Source organism: Bacillus sp. AK124, assembly GCF_053903085.1.
The window spans coordinates 3,198,413-3,214,445 of record NZ_CP096378.1 but is presented as its reverse complement, the minus strand read 5'-3'; the positions used below and the strand labels follow the sequence as shown (position 1 = coordinate 3,214,445).

The following is a 16,033-nucleotide window of genomic DNA, read 5'->3' as shown; positions in this document are numbered from 1 at the left end:
TTTAATAAGCAAGCCCCACCCTTGCCTTGACAAACTGGTCTGACTCAAGCTGTTTGAAAAGAAAATGGGCGGTGTCGCCGGTCGATATTTCTTTTCCGCCGTCCGGCAGAACATCCTGTTCAAAACGGTATGTCTTCAATGCCGGCCCGTCGGGGAGATATGTCGGGCAGACGATCGTCCAATCCAATTCAGACTCGCGGAGACGTTCGTACACACGGGCATGTTCTTGCGCTGCGCGCGCCGAGCGCCGTTTTGATTCGTTTGTTTCAAAGCGGTAAAGGTCCGGGTTCTGCCTCGCGTTTAAAATACCGGCCGTTCCGATGGTAATCAGCCGTTTAATCCGATGTGCGTTCATGGCATTTATCATATGTTCGATGGAGACGGTCAATGTATCGTCTCCATCTGTGTTTAAACAGCTGACAACGATATCCGAATCTTTTATTAAAGACTCGACGTCATGCTGGTTCCTGGCGTTCCCTGTAAGCGCTTGGCAGCATTTATCCGGAATGCGGGCGCCTTCCGTCCTCCTAACAAGTGCGTAAACGGGATAACGCCCATCCTCTTCAACAAAATTGAGAAAGGCCTGTCCGACACGGCCTGTACCTCCAAAAAGCGCAATTTTCAACATAATCACTCCCATCGGATCTATCATACGTCAGATCGTCCGGAAGAAAAAGCCCCGCGAAAGCAAAAAATTCCATGATAAGGGCGGACATTTGAGACATACTCATTCAATAGAGAAATCCCGACAAATTGAATCAATTCCCAATTGATGCTCAACATCAGCTGCATGCCGACTCCTCCTTTATATCAGCATATGAAAAAAGGAGAAGCGGGTGCGGGCTTTCATAAGATATGCCAGAGGTGCGGGCCGCCGCCCCGGCAATGAATGTGAAAGTTTGTCGACACGCTAAAGAAGGTGCAGGATATGCACCTTCTGTTATCCATGAATATGAAGTTGTTTAAAATTGTTGACCGCCCATAGATGCTTGAGCTTGGGAAACTAAACGTTTTGTAATTTCTCCGCCGACAGAACCGTTTGCACGGGAAGTCGTGTCAGCGCCGAGGTTTACGCCGAATTCAGAAGCAATTTCGAATTTCATTTGTTCGATCGCTTGAGCTGCTCCTGGGACAACCAGTTGATTTGAAGAATTTTGATTAGCCATTTGTATCAAACTCCTTTATAAAAATGGTATGGTTGGGCTGACTGGAGTTGCACCAGCTGCCGGCTTTCACCAAAAGAAAACCGCTGCCTTCTCGGCTAAAGCCCAATGTTGGTTTGTACTACGTATTATGGTGGATTCGATAAAATAAATGCGTGCTTCAATCTGGTAAATGTTGAAAGGCGAAAAGGCCGGGAATGGGGCAAGCTAAGAAAAAAAGCAGGAGGATGAAGCAGATGATGTGTCCAGTGTGCAATGGGATTATCGTCCAGACAAGGCATTGTCCGAAGTGCGGCGGGGAAATGGCGGACGCGGGGAGAGCAACCGATTTTTTCGGTCCGTACAGTCCGTATATGGAGTTCGATTCATTTAAACAAACGCAAACCGTATGCGTTCATTTATATACTTGCCAGGACTGTACTTATGAAGAAACCGTTGAAATTGAAACGACCGAAGCATAGCAGCACGGAGGGCCGCAGCATGCTTCGGTCATGGAGAGTGTTTAAATCCGCTATTCTTCAGAACGGATGCGAAGCTCCTTTTCTTTATCAAAGAAGTGGGCTTTATTCATGTCAAGCGCAAGAGGAAGCGTATCGCCGGCCTGGACGTCGGTTCTTGAATCGACTCTGGCGATGAACGGCTGCGTGCCGGCTTGCGAATAAAGCATCGTTTCGGCGCCCATCAGCTCAGCTACCTCAATTTTCGCATCGATTTTTGAGTCTTTTGACGCTTCAATGAAAACAGGCTCGTCATGGATATCCTCAGGTCTGATTCCCATGATGATTTCCTTGCCGGCATAGCCCTGGCTGCGCAGAACTTTCATTTTTCCTTCCGGCACGCGAACCGAAACGCCGTCAAATGTAAACAAGTCTTCTTTTAGAGTGCCGGTGAAAAAGTTCATTGCGGGAGAACCGATAAAGCCGCCGACAAACACGTTTTCCGGATTTTCATAGACTTCCTTCGGCGCGCCGACCTGCTGGATGATTCCGTCTTTCATGACGACGAGCCGCGTAGCCATCGTCATCGCTTCAGTCTGGTCGTGGGTGACATAGATGGTCGTCGTCTGCAGGCGCTGATGAAGCTTTGTGATTTCGGCGCGCATTTGTACGCGCAATTTGGCATCAAGGTTTGATAACGGTTCATCCATCAGAAACACCTTTGCGTCCCGAACGATTGCCCGGCCTAAGGCAACGCGCTGGCGCTGTCCGCCGGAAAGCGCTTTTGGCTTTCTGTCCAAATATTGTTCAAGGCCCAGAATTTTGGCCGCTTCATGGACGCGCCGTTTGATTTCATCCTTCGGAAACTTCCTCAGCTTTAAACCGAAAGCCATATTGTCATAGACGTTCATGTGCGGATAAAGGGCATAGTTTTGGAATACCATCGCAATGTCGCGGTCCTTGGGAGCGACATCATTCATCCGTTTCCCGTCGATTGTGAATTCGCCATCCGTAATTTCCTCAAGTCCTGCGATCATTCTGAGCGTTGTCGACTTGCCGCAGCCTGACGGTCCGACAAAGACGATAAATTCCTTATCATCGATATGAAGATTAAAATTATCCACAGCCGTGACTTTGTTGTCATACACTTTGTATATCCGATCGAGCACGAGTTCCGCCATTTTTTCTCCCCCTCTTTTATGTAAGCGCTTTATCTGGTCTTAGTTTATAAAAAACGGCAGGTCGGTGTAAATGGACATGGTGCACAATTTCTTTTCGTGCAAGTTGCTAAAGCCGCTAAAGGAGATACATCATCAAATAAACAGCGGCTGCTTCTTCAAACTGTCTGATGTCAATCCCGGTCCGTTCGATGAATTTATCAATTCTGTACTGCAGGCTGTTTCGGTGGATAAACAAACGTTTTGCTGTAAGAGAGGCATTAAGGTTGCATCTCATATACGTTTTGATGGTCAGGGATGTCTCGGGATCAGACAGCGCCTCTCTTACGGCGTCCGAAAACGAAGAAGCATGAACCCGCTCGGGTTTTGCCGTCAAAAAAGACGGAAGACACTGGAAAAACGTGGCGACGTTTCCGATGTCACCCGCTTCCAGCATATAATGAAACATTTGTTTTTCAAAGCTGATTTTGCCTTGAAGCGATCCGTTGACTGGATGAAGCTGGCCGCTGAAAAACACAGGGTTTGCCATGAAATCGCTTGTCAGTGCATGCGCAAGCTCGGACAGCTCTTTTTTGGCGAGAAACGGCGAAGGATTTTCGTGGACGATGACAGCTTCGTGCCGGTCGTACCATACCACAAGCGGGTCTTTAAAAAAGCCGCAGACCGCTTCTTTGATCGCCTGTCTTTCTTCAGGTACATGCTCCATTTTAAAAAAATGTCCTTGCATCAGCTGAATGTTCCCCGGGTTTGGAAGGGGGGCATTGCGAAAAAAATATTGATGCCATTCTTTCTCCCGCTTTGTCAGCTGCTGTTCGGGACGCGGTTCTGAGAAAGGCCGGAACAGGCAATGGAGCAGCTCTTTTTCCCGGTCGGTGACCGCGTTTTTCAAAACGCCGAAGGTCTCGCCTTCGTCCGTTTGAAACCATAATGCATCGTGTTTTGAAACAGCCTCAGATACAATCATCCGTTCACCGTAAAGCGTCTTTAATTTCTCCAGCATACGACAACGTCCTTTTCTTTATTCGTAAATATGGAAGAGCATTAATTCATGAATTTCGCTTTTCAGGGAAGGCTCGTCATCGTGCGGGGGATAGGTGCTGCCCCACTCGATTTCCCCTGATTTATGATAGATTCCTTCATAGTGAATCCCTTTATGATAAAACGATATTTTCCAGCCGGGAAGCCTTTCTTTTTTAAACAGCGGCTTCCATTGAAAATGAGAAATCATAAACGCCACGCTCCTTCATTGATTTCAGGTGGGTCAAATCCAGCGAGCTGTCTACACGTTGATTTGTTATCATTGTATCTCATTCACAGAAAAGATCATAGATTCTTTTCAAGTGGAGCTTTTCAAAAAAATACCGTGAAGAAGCAGGTTCTTCACGGCTTGAGGTCATGCCACATGTCCTCCGGATTAAGGATGGACTGTTCAGTTAAATAAGAAGCATATTCGAAGCTTCTTTTCTTCGTTAAGCTGCTGACAGATGCCAGACGGGGATGGGAGAAGATCCCCCTGCCGGGCCGGGAATTGGCTTCAAACAGCCACACTTTTCCCGAACGGTCCAATCCGAGGTCAAAGCCGATTTCCCCGATGAAACCGTCAAGCTTTTCGTCAAGGACCCGGCTGAGGAGGAGCGCCGCTTTTGTCAGTTTTTGCAGAGTGTGAAGCCTTTCCTGAGGATCATCATATAGCTCTGCAAGCGTTTTGACGGCACCGCCGCTCGACATGTGGGTTGTAATTCCGTCTTTTCCAGCGATTTTGACCGCGATGGCTGTGACGGTCCATTGGCCTTTTCCGTTTTTGTTTGTATGAACCCTGAAGTCTGCCGGATGATGATCCACTTCGATCCGTTCGATGCCCTGCTGGGCGAGATAAGAAGTATGTTTGTGCAGTCTCTGCCATTCATCTAAACATTCAGCAGCGGACGAATAAGATGTGACGCCTTCGGCATGTCTGGCGAGAATGTCGTTTTCTTCCCGTTTTGAAAGCTGGAGTATGCCTTTGCCCAAACTGCCGCCGGCGGGCTTTACATAAATGAAGCCGTATTGACCGATCATGTCTTCGATTTTACCGGCATCGGGCTCCAATGCCGAAAATGGAAGCAATTCCGCTGTCCTCTCGTCTTGCTGCAGACATTTATAGATCTCCCATTTGTTAAAGAAGCCCGGGTTGAACCACGGAATCCGGTATTCATCCATAAGACGGGTTTTTGTTTCCCGCAGAGCAGCGGATTCTTCCGCTTTGCGGTTCGGCAGTCTGTCGTAAACGACGTTGGGAAGGGGGACTGTGGCCTCCTCCCAGCCGTTTTCCCTGAAAATGAGAGCCTGCACTGTACCTTCTTCCCAATCTATCTGGTGCGCTCCGAACAGATAGCTGTAGCCTCCTGCCGGGAGATCCATCGTCAAAAGCTTCGAAAAAAATAAAGACCTCCCTCTGACAGGGTCCAGCTGCGATTTTGTAAAACCGGCCGTGAAAATCCCGATTAAAGGTCCGATATAGACGGTATTGTCGCGGAAAATCAGGGAGGCTTTGCCGCGGTACGGAATCCGCAGGTTTTTGTACAGATTTTCAGATAATAAAACGGTGCGCTTCAAATGGCTGTCAAATGAGACGTGGCAACGTTCAACACTTGTACCGAAAGCCGCGAATAACAAACCGTCCTGTTTAAAAGAAGCGGGCAGGAGCATCGTGTTTTCGCTCGTCTGGTGGATGCCGACGGTCAGCGGTTGACCGGTCATCTTTTCTCAGCCCCTTTCGCGCCGGCTGAAGCCGTTAAGAATGAGCAGTACTCCAAAGGACCTTTATACAAAAGCTCCCTTTTTTCAGGAGAGTGCTTAATAAAAGCGTGCTTTCCGGGCTTTGAATTGACATCCAGAAGCCAGACTTTTCCGTCTTTCGTCAGGCAGATATCAAGGCCGAGCTCGAATAATGGTCCGTGATTTGATTCAAGCACCAGGGGTACGGCCTGCGCCATTGTCTCTAAATCATCGAGAAGGACGGCCTGGCGCTTTTTCGGCACGGATAAAAGCCAGCTGTCAAAGCTCACCGCCTCTGAGCCCCCGGCCAGGTTTGCAAGCAGTCCGTGCTGATAGCTCCGCCTTACCGTTTTGCCGGCTGTTTCCCATTCTCCACTGCCGTTTTTCTGAAGCAGCAGCCTGATATCGCACGGAAAACCGTCTTTGTCTTGAATATCGAGGAACGATTGCAGCAAATAGCGGTGCTGAAGAACTTTCTGACACCACGTTTCAAATGAAGCCTGTTTCGAAAATGACTTCAGCTGTTTGTGTTTTCCGGTTTGGTAGGCGGCCTTGACCGTTTTTCCCGTAAGCTCGAGGTGAATGATGCCGCGGCCTCCTGATCCGGATGCAGGCTTCAAGATGCACGCTTTTTCTTTTGCAAGCTTGCGCAGGATATCCTGGGCGTTTTCTGCAATCGATGTGGCAGGAAGGTAGGACTTGATGACGGGATCGGCATTCAATGCTTTGAAAACCGTCCATTTGTCAGGAAGTCCGAGTCCTAAAAATGTTGTTTTAGGATACTTTTTGAGCCATTCGACAATCGGTTTTGCTTTTTTCGATTGCTGATCTCTGCCGTAAAAGCAGCGGTCATAGATCAATTCCGGGATTTCTCTTTCAATTTCATTCCACTGTCCTGACTTCGGGTGAAAGGAGAGCCCTTTCACAAGCAGGGAACCGGGGGAAATATCCAGGGGCGTGAAACGGATAAACCGGATTCCATAGTCCGAAGCCATTTTGGCCAGTTCTTCGGCATAGGCTTTTTCATGTTCGTGCGACAGCGACATAAATCCAAGCGTCATCATGATTATACCTCCTTCATGAAAAACAAGGCTTAACAGGCTGAGACTGTCAAACTTCGGGCAAACTTTAATATATAGACTTCTGTTTCATGATACGCTTGAGATTGCAGAAATAGGCTTTTGTAAATTGGAAATGATTAAAAATTTTAGAGCGCCCTTCATACAATTGCCATCTGACCCATTGTATTTTGAAGCGGCTTGCTCCATTCCGTTATTTGCCCGTCTTTTATTCAGCTACTATAATAACGTTAGGCAAGACGGTGAGGATCGACCATAAGGCCCACGCTGTGCAGCTAAGATGTCAGGTAAAAAGGAAGGCAGTTGAAAAGAACATGTATGTATTTGGGGTTTTTGCCGTTATGATTGCAGTCGGTGCACTTATCGGCGCTGTAACGAACCATTTTGCGATTAAAATGCTTTTTCGCCCATATAAAGCGGTCTACATATTTGGAAAGAGGGTTCCTTTTACACCCGGATTAATTCCGAAAAGGCGCGATGAATTGGCGAGACAGATGGGACAGATGGTCACAGGCCATCTGCTGACAACAGAAGGGATCAAAAAAAGGCTTGCATCCGATGCGGTTAAAAGCCAGGCGGTGCAGGTTGGGGAGCGGATCTTGGCGCACCTCTCGCAATCAACGGCCACCGTTGAAGAAGCATTGGAAAGCATCGGAATTTCAAATCCCGCCCAAAAAGCGGATCGGGCGGTATCCAGATGGACGGATGAGAAGCTGTCCGCATTGTTAGAGGCACATGAAAATGAACCGCTCAAAGAGCTTATCCCTCTTGAGGCCCAGAAAAAGCTGAAAGAGAAAATTCCGATGGTGTCCGGCTATATTTTAAGCCGGGCTGTCACCTACTTTGAAAGCGACGAAGGAAAGGAACGCCTCGGACATATGATTGACGATTTTTTGAAAGAACGGGGCATGCTCGGCAGCATGGTGCAGATGTTTTTAGGCAACAGCAGTCTGGTTGACCGCGTTCAGCCGGAGATTGTGAAGTTTTTAAAGAACGGCGAGACCGCGCGTCTTTTAACGGATCTGCTTGAAAACGAATGGGACAAGCTGAAAGAATATACGTTCAAGGAAGCGGATGACAAATGGAATCTCAAATCTCTCATTTTCGATTTGAAGGAAAAGCTTTTGAAACGATTCTCGCTTCAGCCGTTTTTCGAAAAAACGATCGGCTCCTCTATTGCCAGTGTTGAGCGGGAGATCGCTTTGCGCCTGCCGCAGATCGCCGACCGGCTTCTCGAAGAGGCGGGCCGCCGCCTGGATCAAGTGCTCAAGCAGCTGGAGCTCGAGCAAATCGTCAAGGAACAGGTGGACAACTTCCCTGTTGAACGTCTTGAAGAAATGGTGCTGTCCATTTCCAAGCGGGAGTTCAAAATGATCACGTATTTAGGCGGTCTGCTTGGCGGAATTATCGGAGCCGTGCAAGCCATCTTTGTGATTTTGATCTGAGGCTGAAGACGGCCTGTTCAAACGGAATTATCGTATAACTGTGAAAAACGCTCCATAGTTTGTTATAGTGGAGTGGTGCCGATTCCATAAGAAGAATACAGGCAGGAAAGGAGCGGATCAGGATGACGGTCAATTTACATGACTCGGCTTATGACTTGGGGCAAGCCTTGCGACAAAGCGATGAATATTCCCGATTGAAAAATCTTTATGATGAGGTGAATGGCGACCCATCTGCTAAAAAGATGTTTGATAACTTTCGCGATATTCAAATGAACCTTCAGCAAAAACAGATGAACGGCGAAGACATCACACAGGAAGAAGTCGAACAAGCGCAAAAATCCGTGGCGCTCGTCCAGCAGCATGATAAAATCTCGCAGCTGATGGAAGCGGAACAGCGGATGAGCATGCTGATTGCTGAATTAAACAAAATCATCATGAAGCCTTTGGAAGAGCTTTACGGAAACCCAGAGAGCTGATAAAAAATCCCCCCTTGTCAAGGCAAGAGGGGATTTTTTCACTAAGTGAACAAATAACGTTCATAAAGATTTAAAAAAAGACTTGTCAATTCATGAAATAGTTGCGATAATACTAAATGTAAGTGCTTTCATTTTTTTGCCGGGATACGATCATGAAAAACGGACTGGCGGCAAAATGATAAGGGGTATAGAGGAAATTAACAGACTGAAAGCACGTCTGCTGGTCAAATAAAGGGGTTATCAATATACGGTGAATTGAACGAAAGGGGCGTTAAATTCACTGTTTTGAATATGAGGGAGAATCATGATCGTATCCACAAGATGCGAAGTAAAAAGTCTGTGAAAACAGGCTTTTTTTAGTATGTGCATCAAGAGGGCTGTTCTAAAAAAAGGGATCGGGACATATCCTCTATAACAGATTCAGTCATCAAAGAAGGGGGACCTCCTGGTGTCAAAACAAATGCTTGCGCTGAATATAGACGGAACGCTGCTTCGGACAAACGGACGGCTTCATCCCGCAACGAAGGAAGCGATCGAATATGCAAAGAAGAAAGGTGTATATGTTACGCTTGTGACGAACAGACATTTTCGCTCCGCTCAAAAAATCGCCAAATCTTTAAAGCTGGATACGAAGCTGATTACGCACAGCGGAGCCATCATAGCGGACAAAATCGACGATCCTTTATTAGAAAAAAGGATTTCCGAAGAACAGACATTTAACCTTGTTCAAATACTGGAAAGCTATGATTGCAATATCAGAATCCTCCATGAAAAATATTCGATTGGAAACCGGAAAAAAACGAATTCAAACCTGCTGGGGAAAACGATGATTCACCCGTCTGACCCGATTTTTTATCCCGTCCAGTTTGTCGATTCGCTGAGCGATATGCTGATGGATGAACCGGTCAGCGCACCGGTGATCGAGGTTTATTGCTCAACAGGACAGTCCGAAGAAATCAGGCAGACGATCACAAATGCATTTCCTCTCGTCGACATCATTGGAGCGGGGGAAAAAATGCTGATTGTCCATAAAGGGGTTTCCAAAGAAGCAGGCTTGACGATGCTCGCCGCCGACCTCGGTCTAAAAATGGAAGATGTCGTTGCGATCGGCCATGAAATCGACGACCTCCCGATGATCGAGCTTGCCGGACTCGGAGTCGCAATGGGCAATGCTCCTCAGAAAGTCAAACAAAAAGCGGATTGGGTGACGCGCTCCAATGATGAACAGGGCGTCGCTTATATGATTAAAGAATACTTCAGAATGCAGCAAAGTAAAGGGTTTCTTAAAAAATTCCATATTAAAAAAGTCTGATTCTGATAGAATCCCCGCTTTCAACTCGAATGCGGGGATTATTCATTCATCGCTGCCACGTAGGAATGTTTGTTTCCCGGATTGATTTTGGCCATTTATTTTTGTACACTAAAGAAAGTTTTGAAACGAAAAAGGTGATGACATTGCGCATTTATATAGAAGGGCTCCAAGATGAAAGGTTCCAGAGACCGCTTGAGCATATAGCCAACTTATTCTTTGAAGAAAGCGAAGTCGCTTTTGGCGAAGAAGCGCCGGCAGACCTTGCGATCGTTCTCGGCTACGACCGGGAAGAGAACGGCGTCAAGGCTTCGGGTATGATAAAAGATACGGACATTAGAGCGGAATATGCCAAAAACATTGACCCCAAACTGACGGAAAAGGAAGCGTTTAAGCAGGTGAAAAATACCGTTTCCTACGTTTTTTTGAGCATGCTTCAGGAGCATACCGGAATCATTCAGAAATGGGGGATTCTCACCGGTGTTCGTCCGACAAAGCTGCTTCATAAAAAGCTGGAGAGCGGCATGCCAAAGGAAGAGGCACATGCCGAGCTGAAACGGGATTATTTAATTCACGACGAAAAAATCGAACTGATGCAAAACATCATTGACCGTCAGCTGAAAGCGGTACCCGATTTGTATGAGCTGAGTCAAGAAGTCAGCATTTACATCGGCATCCCGTTTTGTCCGACGAAGTGCGCCTACTGTACGTTTCCGGCGTATGCGATCAGAGGACAAGCCGGACGGGTCGGCTCATTTTTGTGGGGGCTTCACTATGAGATGCAAAAAATCGGCGAATGGCTCAAGGAGAACGATGTCAGAATAACGACCGTGTATTTCGGCGGCGGAACGCCGACAAGCATTACCGCTGAAGAAATGGATCTATTGTATGAAGAAATGTACCGTTCATTTCCCGATGTAAAAAACATCCGCGAGGTCACAGTTGAGGCTGGACGGCCCGATACGATCACAGAGGAAAAGCTCGCAGTCTTAAAAAAATGGAATATCGACCGAATTAGCATTAATCCGCAGTCTTACGAGAATGAAACGCTGAAAGCGATCGGACGCCACCATACGGTCGAAGAAACGATCGAAAAGTATCATCTGTCGCGAAATGCCGGCATGTCGAACATCAATATGGATTTGATCATCGGCCTTCCGGGCGAAGGGGTAAAAGAATTCAGAAACTCTCTTTCCGAAACCGAAAAATTAATGCCCGAATCATTGACCGTCCATACGCTGTCATTTAAGCGCGCGTCTGAAATGACGAAAAACAAGCATAAGTATAAGGTGGCTGACCGCGAGGAGATTGTCGCGATGATGGATGACGCTGTCTCGTGGACGAAACAGCACGGCTACCATCCCTACTATTTGTACAGGCAGAAAAACATTCTCGGCAACCTGGAGAATATAGGCTATTCCCTTCCCGGCCAGGAAAGCATCTATAACATCATGATCATGGAGGAAAAACAGACGATTATCGGGATCGGCTGCGGAGCTGCGAGCAAATTCGTCGATCCGGAAACGGGAAAGATCACACACTTCTCCAACCCGAAAGACCCGAAAACGTACAATGACAGATTTGAACACTATACAGAAGAAAAGCTTCGCTACCTGTCCGGGCTTTTTGACAAGAATGCCAAAGGCAGTTAAAAGGTTCGGTTTAAAACGGGACAGTCCCTGGGCAAAACGAAAGGAGACTTCGCCAATCCTGGCGAAGTCTCCTTTTCTGTCATCCACTTTGTTTTGTTTTGAATTTTTTCCACTTAAATATTTTGTTCAGCATTTGAAAAATCCGTTTTGATTCTTTTGTCAAAAGCGGCCCCAAAATTGCCAGGATCAGTACGTACAAAGCGGCAAACGGCTTTAATGTAACCGAAAGTCCGCCGGCGATTCCGAGGTTGGCGACAATGATCGAAAACTCGCCTCGTGAGACAATCGTTAAGCCTATATTGGATGAAGCTTTATGAGAAAGTCCGGCCCTTCTGCCTGCGATCATGCCGGCGATAAAGTTCCCGGCCAAGGTAAGGATGACAGCGCCGATTGAAAGCCATACCGCATCTCCCAGTGTAAACGGGTCGATGCTCAATCCGAAGCTGAAGAAAAACATTGCACCGAAGAAATCGCGAAACGGCACAACCAAATGCTCGATCCGGCTTGCATGTTCTGTCTCGGAAAACACGAGTCCGAGAAGCAGGGCGCCGATTGCTTCGGCAACGTGAATCGTTTCCGAAAAGCCGGCGACAAAGAACAGCAGCGCAAAGATCACGATAATAAAGACTTCGTTTGAACGGATATCAAACAGCCGATTTAACAATTTTGGCAGCTTCCTGGCAACGATAAAGAACAATATCATGTAGCCAAAAGCGATCAAAATCGAAAGCAGCGCCGATCCGACTGAAGTTGAGTCACCTAGGACGAGCCCCGAGACGACGGATAAATAAACGGCGAGAAAAATATCTTCGAACATAATGATTCCGAGAATCAGTTCGGTTTCCGGATTCGCTGTTCTCTTTAGGTCGACAAGTACTTTGGCGACAATCGCACTCGAAGAAATCGTAATAACCCCGGCGATGATCAGTACTTCGAGAAACTCGAAGCCCGCGATGAACCCGAACATGAGGCCTAAACTGAAGTTGATCAGAATATAAATGCTTCCTCCGACGGCGATGGACCGTCCTGATTTAATAAGCTTTCCGATCGAAAATTCTAGTCCGAGATAAAACAGTAAAAACAAGACGCCCATTCTGCCGAAAAAGGCGATGATCTCCGAGCTCTCGATAAACTTCAAGTTGATGATACCGATCGTCGGAGCGTGCGGGCCTACGATCATCCCCAGAACAATTAAAAAGGGAATGATCGAGAATTTAATCCGATTCGCAATTAAGGCAGCAATCGCGACAAGCAAGAGTGCGGTGCCGACTTCAAATACTAGATGATCCAAAGAGCATCACCCTTCCTTTCGGGAAAGAAAAGCCTGCTTCATTTCCTTGAGGTTTTTTCTTTCACCGGACAGGACGAGTGTATCATTTTCATCAAGAACGGAATCCGCACCGGGATTCAAGAATTTTTCCTGATTCTTTTTAATGATCGCGATGACAGTGACGCCGTAGTTTTGCCTGACGTCGATTTCACCGAGAGTTTTGCCGACGGCATTTGCTCCTTTTTCGACTTTGAACCACTCGATGATCAGGTCGTTAAACGCCATTTCAATCGATTCAAGCGCCTGCGGCTTATAGACCATTCCGCCGAGGATGGCGGCGATCTGCCTTGCTTCGCCGTCATCAAGCGAGATGTTGGTCACGATTTCATCGGGATCTTCGTCGTCAAAACGATAGATTTCTCTTCTTCCGTCATCATGAACGACAATCGTCATTTTTTCATGGTTTCTCGTTTCTATTTCAAATTTTTTGCCGATACCCGGCAGATCATTTTCTTTAATATTCAATCATATCCCTCCAAAATAAATTTCCCCATTCGGCTGAAAAGTTATGCAGGTAAAAAAGGAAAATCAGGAGAGGTAATTAGATTGGTATTTCACAGGAATAGCGCAAGTTTTTTTAAGAATTAATTCATTTGATTGAACCTCGAATCGAGGAATGAAATGAGTGTAGAAACGTGCGTCAAAGACAGAAATATTTGCGGCTTTTCCTGGATGGTTAAGAAAGCTTTTTGTAAAAGGGGAGGGGTTCACTGCATGTGTCTCAAACTTTGAGGTGTTTAGAGACATATGATATTCCGCTTCGGGATCACAAACAGGGTTTTGCTCCTGATCGGCGAATGGTACTGTTAACATGCATAAACTAAGCATCAACGTCAAAAATGATTTAATTACGCTCATCCCCCTTTCCTCACATGCTTTCTATAAATAACTATATATAAACAAAGAAAATCATTCAACTAAAAAGGCTTATTTCAGTATCAATTGATCTTGAAATTGAAAATCATTCAGCTGATTTTCACATGAAAAAAGGTATTGAAAATAAAAGGTGGAATTAATTAAGCTAATATCTTACAAAATCGTATTCACGGAGGTGCAAGATGGAGTATATCAAATGGAAAGACGAAGACGGGATTTTTGAAATTGTGCTGAATCGCTCTGAGGCGTACAATGCCTTGAATGAAAAAATGCTTGAAGAACTGAATGAAGCTTTGCGTATTGCAGAGGAAAGCGAATCGCTGCTTCTCCTTGTGAGAGGCAGCGGCAAAGGATTTTCGGCAGGCGGAGACATTAAGATGATGCTGTCTTCCGGAGATCAAGACAGCTCTGCCCGCGTCATTGACACAATTTCTGAAATTGCGGTGAAGCTTTACAGCATGCCGAAGATGACGACAGCGGCTGTCCACGGGGCGGCCGCAGGTCTGGGATTGAGCCTCGCGCTCAGCTGCGACCATGTGCTGGTCGAAAAAGAGGCGAAGCTGGCGATGAATTTTATCGGCATCGGGCTTGTTCCCGACGGAGGCGGACACTTCTTTTTAGAGCGGAGAATCGGTGAAGCTGCGGCCAAAGAATTGATTTGGAGCGGGAAACAATTGACGGGGGCCGAAGCGCACGAACTTCGGATCGCAGACGCTGTATTCAGCGGGGACTCCGGCCGTTTTGCGCGCATCTATCTTGAAAAGCTTCTGCACGCTCCGCTGGCAGCGATGATTGAGACAAAAAAGATCTATCAGGCGCTGAATGGCGGTAGGCTGCAGAAAACGCTTGAACTCGAGAAAGCGGCCCAAATGAAAATGAGGCTGACAAGCGACCATCAGGAAGGAATCCGCGCATTTTTAGAAAAGCGCCAGCCGCAATTTAACCGTCAGCAAGTATAACAAGAGGGCCCGACAGGAAATTGACCTTGGGAAATGATGTGCAGAAGCAATTGTAAAAAAATTTAAGTTTCTATAAAATGATTCATAAGGACACAGGTCTGTACGAAGTCTTGGGAGGCGGGGAAATTGAAACAGAAGATTCCATCTGAATACGTTGCTAGTAAGCTGAATGATTGGTACAACGCCATTCGGAAAAATCAGATCGCCGCCAGTGAATCATTGAAAGCGGAAATTTTAAATGATTTTCAAGACATGGAAGAAAATCAGGACGTCCTGCTCTACTATTCGCTGCTCGAATTCAGGCATAAGCTGATGCTCAGCTATTTGAAACCACAAAAGACTGAAAATATTGAAAAAAACCTCCGCGACTTAGAAGAGAAAAAGGACCAAATGACAGGTTTACTAAACTATTATTACTGGTTTTTTAAAGGGATGTATGAGTTCAAACAAAAGCGGTTTGTCAAAGCAATCGGCTGCTATAAAACGGCTGAACAAAAAGTCAGCGCCTTGGAAGACGAGGTTGAAAAAGCGGAATTTTATTATAAGCTGGCGGAAATCTACTATTATATCAGCCAGAGATATTTATCGATCAACTATGCGACGCTCGCTTCCGACATTTTTAACCGGTATGAGACGCTAAAAGAAAAAAAGATTTTCTGCGATTTTATCATTGCCGGCAATTGGGTTGAATCGATGACATACGGACCAGCGCTGAAAAGCCTGGCCAACGCGCTTGAAGACGCCGCGAAAATCAAAAACAGCCATTTGACGGCAGCCGCTCATTTTAATTTGGGAAATTGCTATTTCCATCAAGAATTGTACCGGGAAGCCTCAGATCATATGGAGAGCGCCCTTTCCATTTTTGAACAGGAAAGTTCATCATATATTCCAAAAGTGCTGTACAACTTAATGTACGTCCGTCTAAAACAGGGAAATCATGTCGGAGCGGCCGACTGTTATGAAAAAGGCATCCGAAGTGCGGCATCGCTCGGAGATGAAGAACACGCGGCCAAGCTTAACATTCTATCCGGGCTGTATTTGGACGGCGGGGATCGGAAAGCCGTGGAAATCGGATTTGATTATTTGGAGTCAAACCATTTATATGCCGCTGTTGAAGAGCTGGCTTTAGACGCAGCCCAGTACTATAATCAAATGGAGCGGCTTGAAGATGCCATTTTTTACTATGAGAAGTGCGCTCAGGCAAGACGAAAAATCAAAAGGGGAGATGCGTTGTATGAAAGCTAAACTGTTGTTCGTCGCGGTGTCGCTGGCTGTTGTGTTAACGTCTTCAGGCTTTTTGGCAGATGTGGGAAAAGCTCCTTCCTTGTACGCGGACAAAATGATCACGACTGACAAGGAGGCCCGAGTTTAA

At 46.5% G+C, this 16,033-nt stretch carries 19 protein-coding genes; 8 read left to right on the top strand and 11 right to left on the bottom strand.

The genetic code is table 11. From position 1 onward, the window contains the following. Position 1 precedes the first annotated feature (1 nt). The 3 genes from M1E06_RS16200 to M1E06_RS16190 all read right to left on the bottom strand — a co-directional run bounded on the left by M1E06_RS16200 (position 2) and on the right by M1E06_RS16190 (position 1,166). Positions 2-625 carry an NAD(P)-dependent oxidoreductase gene (locus M1E06_RS16200; RefSeq protein WP_254114893.1) on the bottom strand — a complete coding sequence of 208 codons (624 nt, stop codon included), beginning with the start codon at positions 623-625 and terminating at the stop codon, positions 2-4. Positions 626-648: 23 nt separating this feature from the next. Further along, on the bottom strand, positions 649-792 hold the full coding sequence (locus M1E06_RS16195; protein WP_165688282.1) for a hypothetical protein: 144 nt from the start codon (positions 790-792) through the stop codon (positions 649-651). Positions 793-962: 170 nt separating this feature from the next. After that, the gene (locus M1E06_RS16190) at positions 963-1,166 is read right to left on the bottom strand and encodes an alpha/beta-type small acid-soluble spore protein (protein WP_020450770.1); all 204 of its coding nucleotides are present in this window, start codon (positions 1,164-1,166) and stop codon (positions 963-965) included. A gap of 233 nt (positions 1,167-1,399) precedes the next feature. Here M1E06_RS16190 and M1E06_RS16185 point away from each other — a divergent pair, with 233 nt between their 5' ends. Continuing rightward, positions 1,400-1,624: a hypothetical protein gene (locus M1E06_RS16185; RefSeq protein WP_146873853.1), complete on the top strand. Its 225-nt coding sequence runs from the start codon at positions 1,400-1,402 to the stop codon at positions 1,622-1,624. A gap of 50 nt (positions 1,625-1,674) precedes the next feature. On the opposite strand, the gene M1E06_RS16180 is transcribed toward M1E06_RS16185, so the two are convergent. The 5 genes from M1E06_RS16180 to M1E06_RS16160 all read right to left on the bottom strand — a co-directional run bounded on the left by M1E06_RS16180 (position 1,675) and on the right by M1E06_RS16160 (position 6,599). Beyond that, entirely contained in the window at positions 1,675-2,781 is a 1,107-nt protein-coding gene (locus M1E06_RS16180; RefSeq protein WP_146873851.1) for an ABC transporter ATP-binding protein, read from the bottom strand. A gap of 115 nt (positions 2,782-2,896) precedes the next feature. Further along, complete coding sequence (locus M1E06_RS16175) at positions 2,897-3,778, bottom strand: PucR family transcriptional regulator (RefSeq protein WP_146873849.1); 882 nt, start codon at positions 3,776-3,778, stop codon at positions 2,897-2,899. A gap of 18 nt (positions 3,779-3,796) precedes the next feature. Then, positions 3,797-4,015, bottom strand: coding sequence for a YheE family protein (locus tag M1E06_RS16170; RefSeq protein WP_171866274.1), 219 nt, complete (start codon positions 4,013-4,015; stop codon positions 3,797-3,799). Between the two features lie 143 nt (positions 4,016-4,158). After that, positions 4,159-5,517: a YheC/YheD family endospore coat-associated protein gene (locus tag M1E06_RS16165; RefSeq protein ID WP_216904233.1), complete on the bottom strand. Its 1,359-nt coding sequence runs from the start codon at positions 5,515-5,517 to the stop codon at positions 4,159-4,161. Next, positions 5,514-6,599, bottom strand: a complete 1,086-nt coding sequence (locus tag M1E06_RS16160; RefSeq protein WP_020450775.1) for a YheC/YheD family endospore coat-associated protein — start codon at positions 6,597-6,599, stop codon at positions 5,514-5,516. The genes M1E06_RS16165 and M1E06_RS16160 overlap by 4 nt, the downstream gene beginning before the upstream one ends. Positions 6,600-6,928: 329 nt before the next feature. Between M1E06_RS16160 and M1E06_RS16155 the strand changes: the two genes are divergently transcribed. From M1E06_RS16155 to M1E06_RS16140, 4 genes are all read left to right on the top strand, one after another. Then, positions 6,929-8,059 (top strand): DUF445 domain-containing protein, encoded by a 1,131-nt coding sequence (locus tag M1E06_RS16155; protein WP_020450776.1) that lies wholly within the window; start codon positions 6,929-6,931, stop codon positions 8,057-8,059. 122 nt (positions 8,060-8,181) lie between these two features. Beyond that, positions 8,182-8,535: a YlbF family regulator gene (locus M1E06_RS16150; protein WP_016886435.1), complete on the top strand. Its 354-nt coding sequence runs from the start codon at positions 8,182-8,184 to the stop codon at positions 8,533-8,535. A 448-nt stretch (positions 8,536-8,983) separates the two neighbouring features. Then, complete coding sequence (locus M1E06_RS16145) at positions 8,984-9,847, top strand: Cof-type HAD-IIB family hydrolase (RefSeq protein WP_016886434.1); 864 nt, start codon at positions 8,984-8,986, stop codon at positions 9,845-9,847. Positions 9,848-9,990: 143 nt separating this feature from the next. Then, complete coding sequence (locus M1E06_RS16140) at positions 9,991-11,496, top strand: coproporphyrinogen III oxidase (protein WP_020450779.1); 1,506 nt, start codon at positions 9,991-9,993, stop codon at positions 11,494-11,496. A gap of 79 nt (positions 11,497-11,575) precedes the next feature. On the opposite strand, the gene M1E06_RS16135 is transcribed toward M1E06_RS16140, so the two are convergent. The 3 genes from M1E06_RS16135 to M1E06_RS16125 form a co-directional block, all read right to left on the bottom strand. Next, positions 11,576-12,787 (bottom strand): cation:proton antiporter, encoded by a 1,212-nt coding sequence (locus M1E06_RS16135; RefSeq protein WP_020450780.1) that lies wholly within the window; start codon positions 12,785-12,787, stop codon positions 11,576-11,578. A gap of 6 nt (positions 12,788-12,793) precedes the next feature. Then, complete coding sequence (locus tag M1E06_RS16130; RefSeq protein WP_023856548.1) at positions 12,794-13,291, bottom strand: cation:proton antiporter regulatory subunit; 498 nt, start codon at positions 13,289-13,291, stop codon at positions 12,794-12,796. A gap of 63 nt (positions 13,292-13,354) precedes the next feature. Further along, a complete protein-coding gene (locus M1E06_RS16125; protein ID WP_020450782.1) occupies positions 13,355-13,684 on the bottom strand; it encodes a hypothetical protein in 330 nt (109 codons plus the stop codon). A gap of 200 nt (positions 13,685-13,884) precedes the next feature. Here M1E06_RS16125 and M1E06_RS16120 point away from each other — a divergent pair, with 200 nt between their 5' ends. The 3 genes from M1E06_RS16120 (at position 13,885) to M1E06_RS16110 (ending at position 16,033) form a co-directional block, all read left to right on the top strand. Then, on the top strand, positions 13,885-14,661 hold the full coding sequence (locus M1E06_RS16120) for an enoyl-CoA hydratase (RefSeq protein WP_020450783.1): 777 nt from the start codon (positions 13,885-13,887) through the stop codon (positions 14,659-14,661). A 126-nt stretch (positions 14,662-14,787) separates the two neighbouring features. Next, positions 14,788-15,906, top strand: a complete 1,119-nt coding sequence (locus M1E06_RS16115; protein WP_020450784.1) for a Rap family tetratricopeptide repeat protein — start codon at positions 14,788-14,790, stop codon at positions 15,904-15,906. After that, a complete protein-coding gene (locus tag M1E06_RS16110; RefSeq protein WP_023856549.1) occupies positions 15,896-16,033 on the top strand; it encodes a hypothetical protein in 138 nt (45 codons plus the stop codon). The genes M1E06_RS16115 and M1E06_RS16110 overlap by 11 nt, the downstream gene beginning before the upstream one ends.

Bases quoted from the DNA above. Each gene is read 5' to 3' on its own strand.
- M1E06_RS16195 (WP_165688282.1), bottom strand. From the start codon at position 792: ATGCAGCTGATGTTGAGCATCAATTGGGAATTGATTCAATTTGTCGGG.
- M1E06_RS16190 (WP_020450770.1), bottom strand. From the start codon at position 1,166: ATGGCTAATCAAAATTCTTCAAATCAACTGGTTGTCCCAGGAGCAGCT.
- M1E06_RS16185 (WP_146873853.1), top strand. From the start codon at position 1,400: ATGATGTGTCCAGTGTGCAATGGGATTATCGTCCAGACAAGGCATTGT.
- M1E06_RS16180 (WP_146873851.1), bottom strand. From the start codon at position 2,781: ATGGCGGAACTCGTGCTCGATCGGATATACAAAGTGTATGACAACAAA.
- M1E06_RS16175 (WP_146873849.1), bottom strand. From the start codon at position 3,778: ATGCTGGAGAAATTAAAGACGCTTTACGGTGAACGGATGATTGTATCT.
- M1E06_RS16165 (WP_216904233.1), bottom strand. From the start codon at position 5,517: ATGACCGGTCAACCGCTGACCGTCGGCATCCACCAGACGAGCGAAAAC.
- M1E06_RS16160 (WP_020450775.1), bottom strand. From the start codon at position 6,599: ATGATGACGCTTGGATTTATGTCGCTGTCGCACGAACATGAAAAAGCC.
- M1E06_RS16155 (WP_020450776.1), top strand. From the start codon at position 6,929: ATGTATGTATTTGGGGTTTTTGCCGTTATGATTGCAGTCGGTGCACTT.
- M1E06_RS16150 (WP_016886435.1), top strand. From the start codon at position 8,182: ATGACGGTCAATTTACATGACTCGGCTTATGACTTGGGGCAAGCCTTG.
- M1E06_RS16125 (WP_020450782.1), bottom strand. From the start codon at position 13,684: ATGAGCGTAATTAAATCATTTTTGACGTTGATGCTTAGTTTATGCATG.
- M1E06_RS16120 (WP_020450783.1), top strand. From the start codon at position 13,885: ATGGAGTATATCAAATGGAAAGACGAAGACGGGATTTTTGAAATTGTG.
- M1E06_RS16110 (WP_023856549.1), top strand. From the start codon at position 15,896: ATGAAAGCTAAACTGTTGTTCGTCGCGGTGTCGCTGGCTGTTGTGTTA.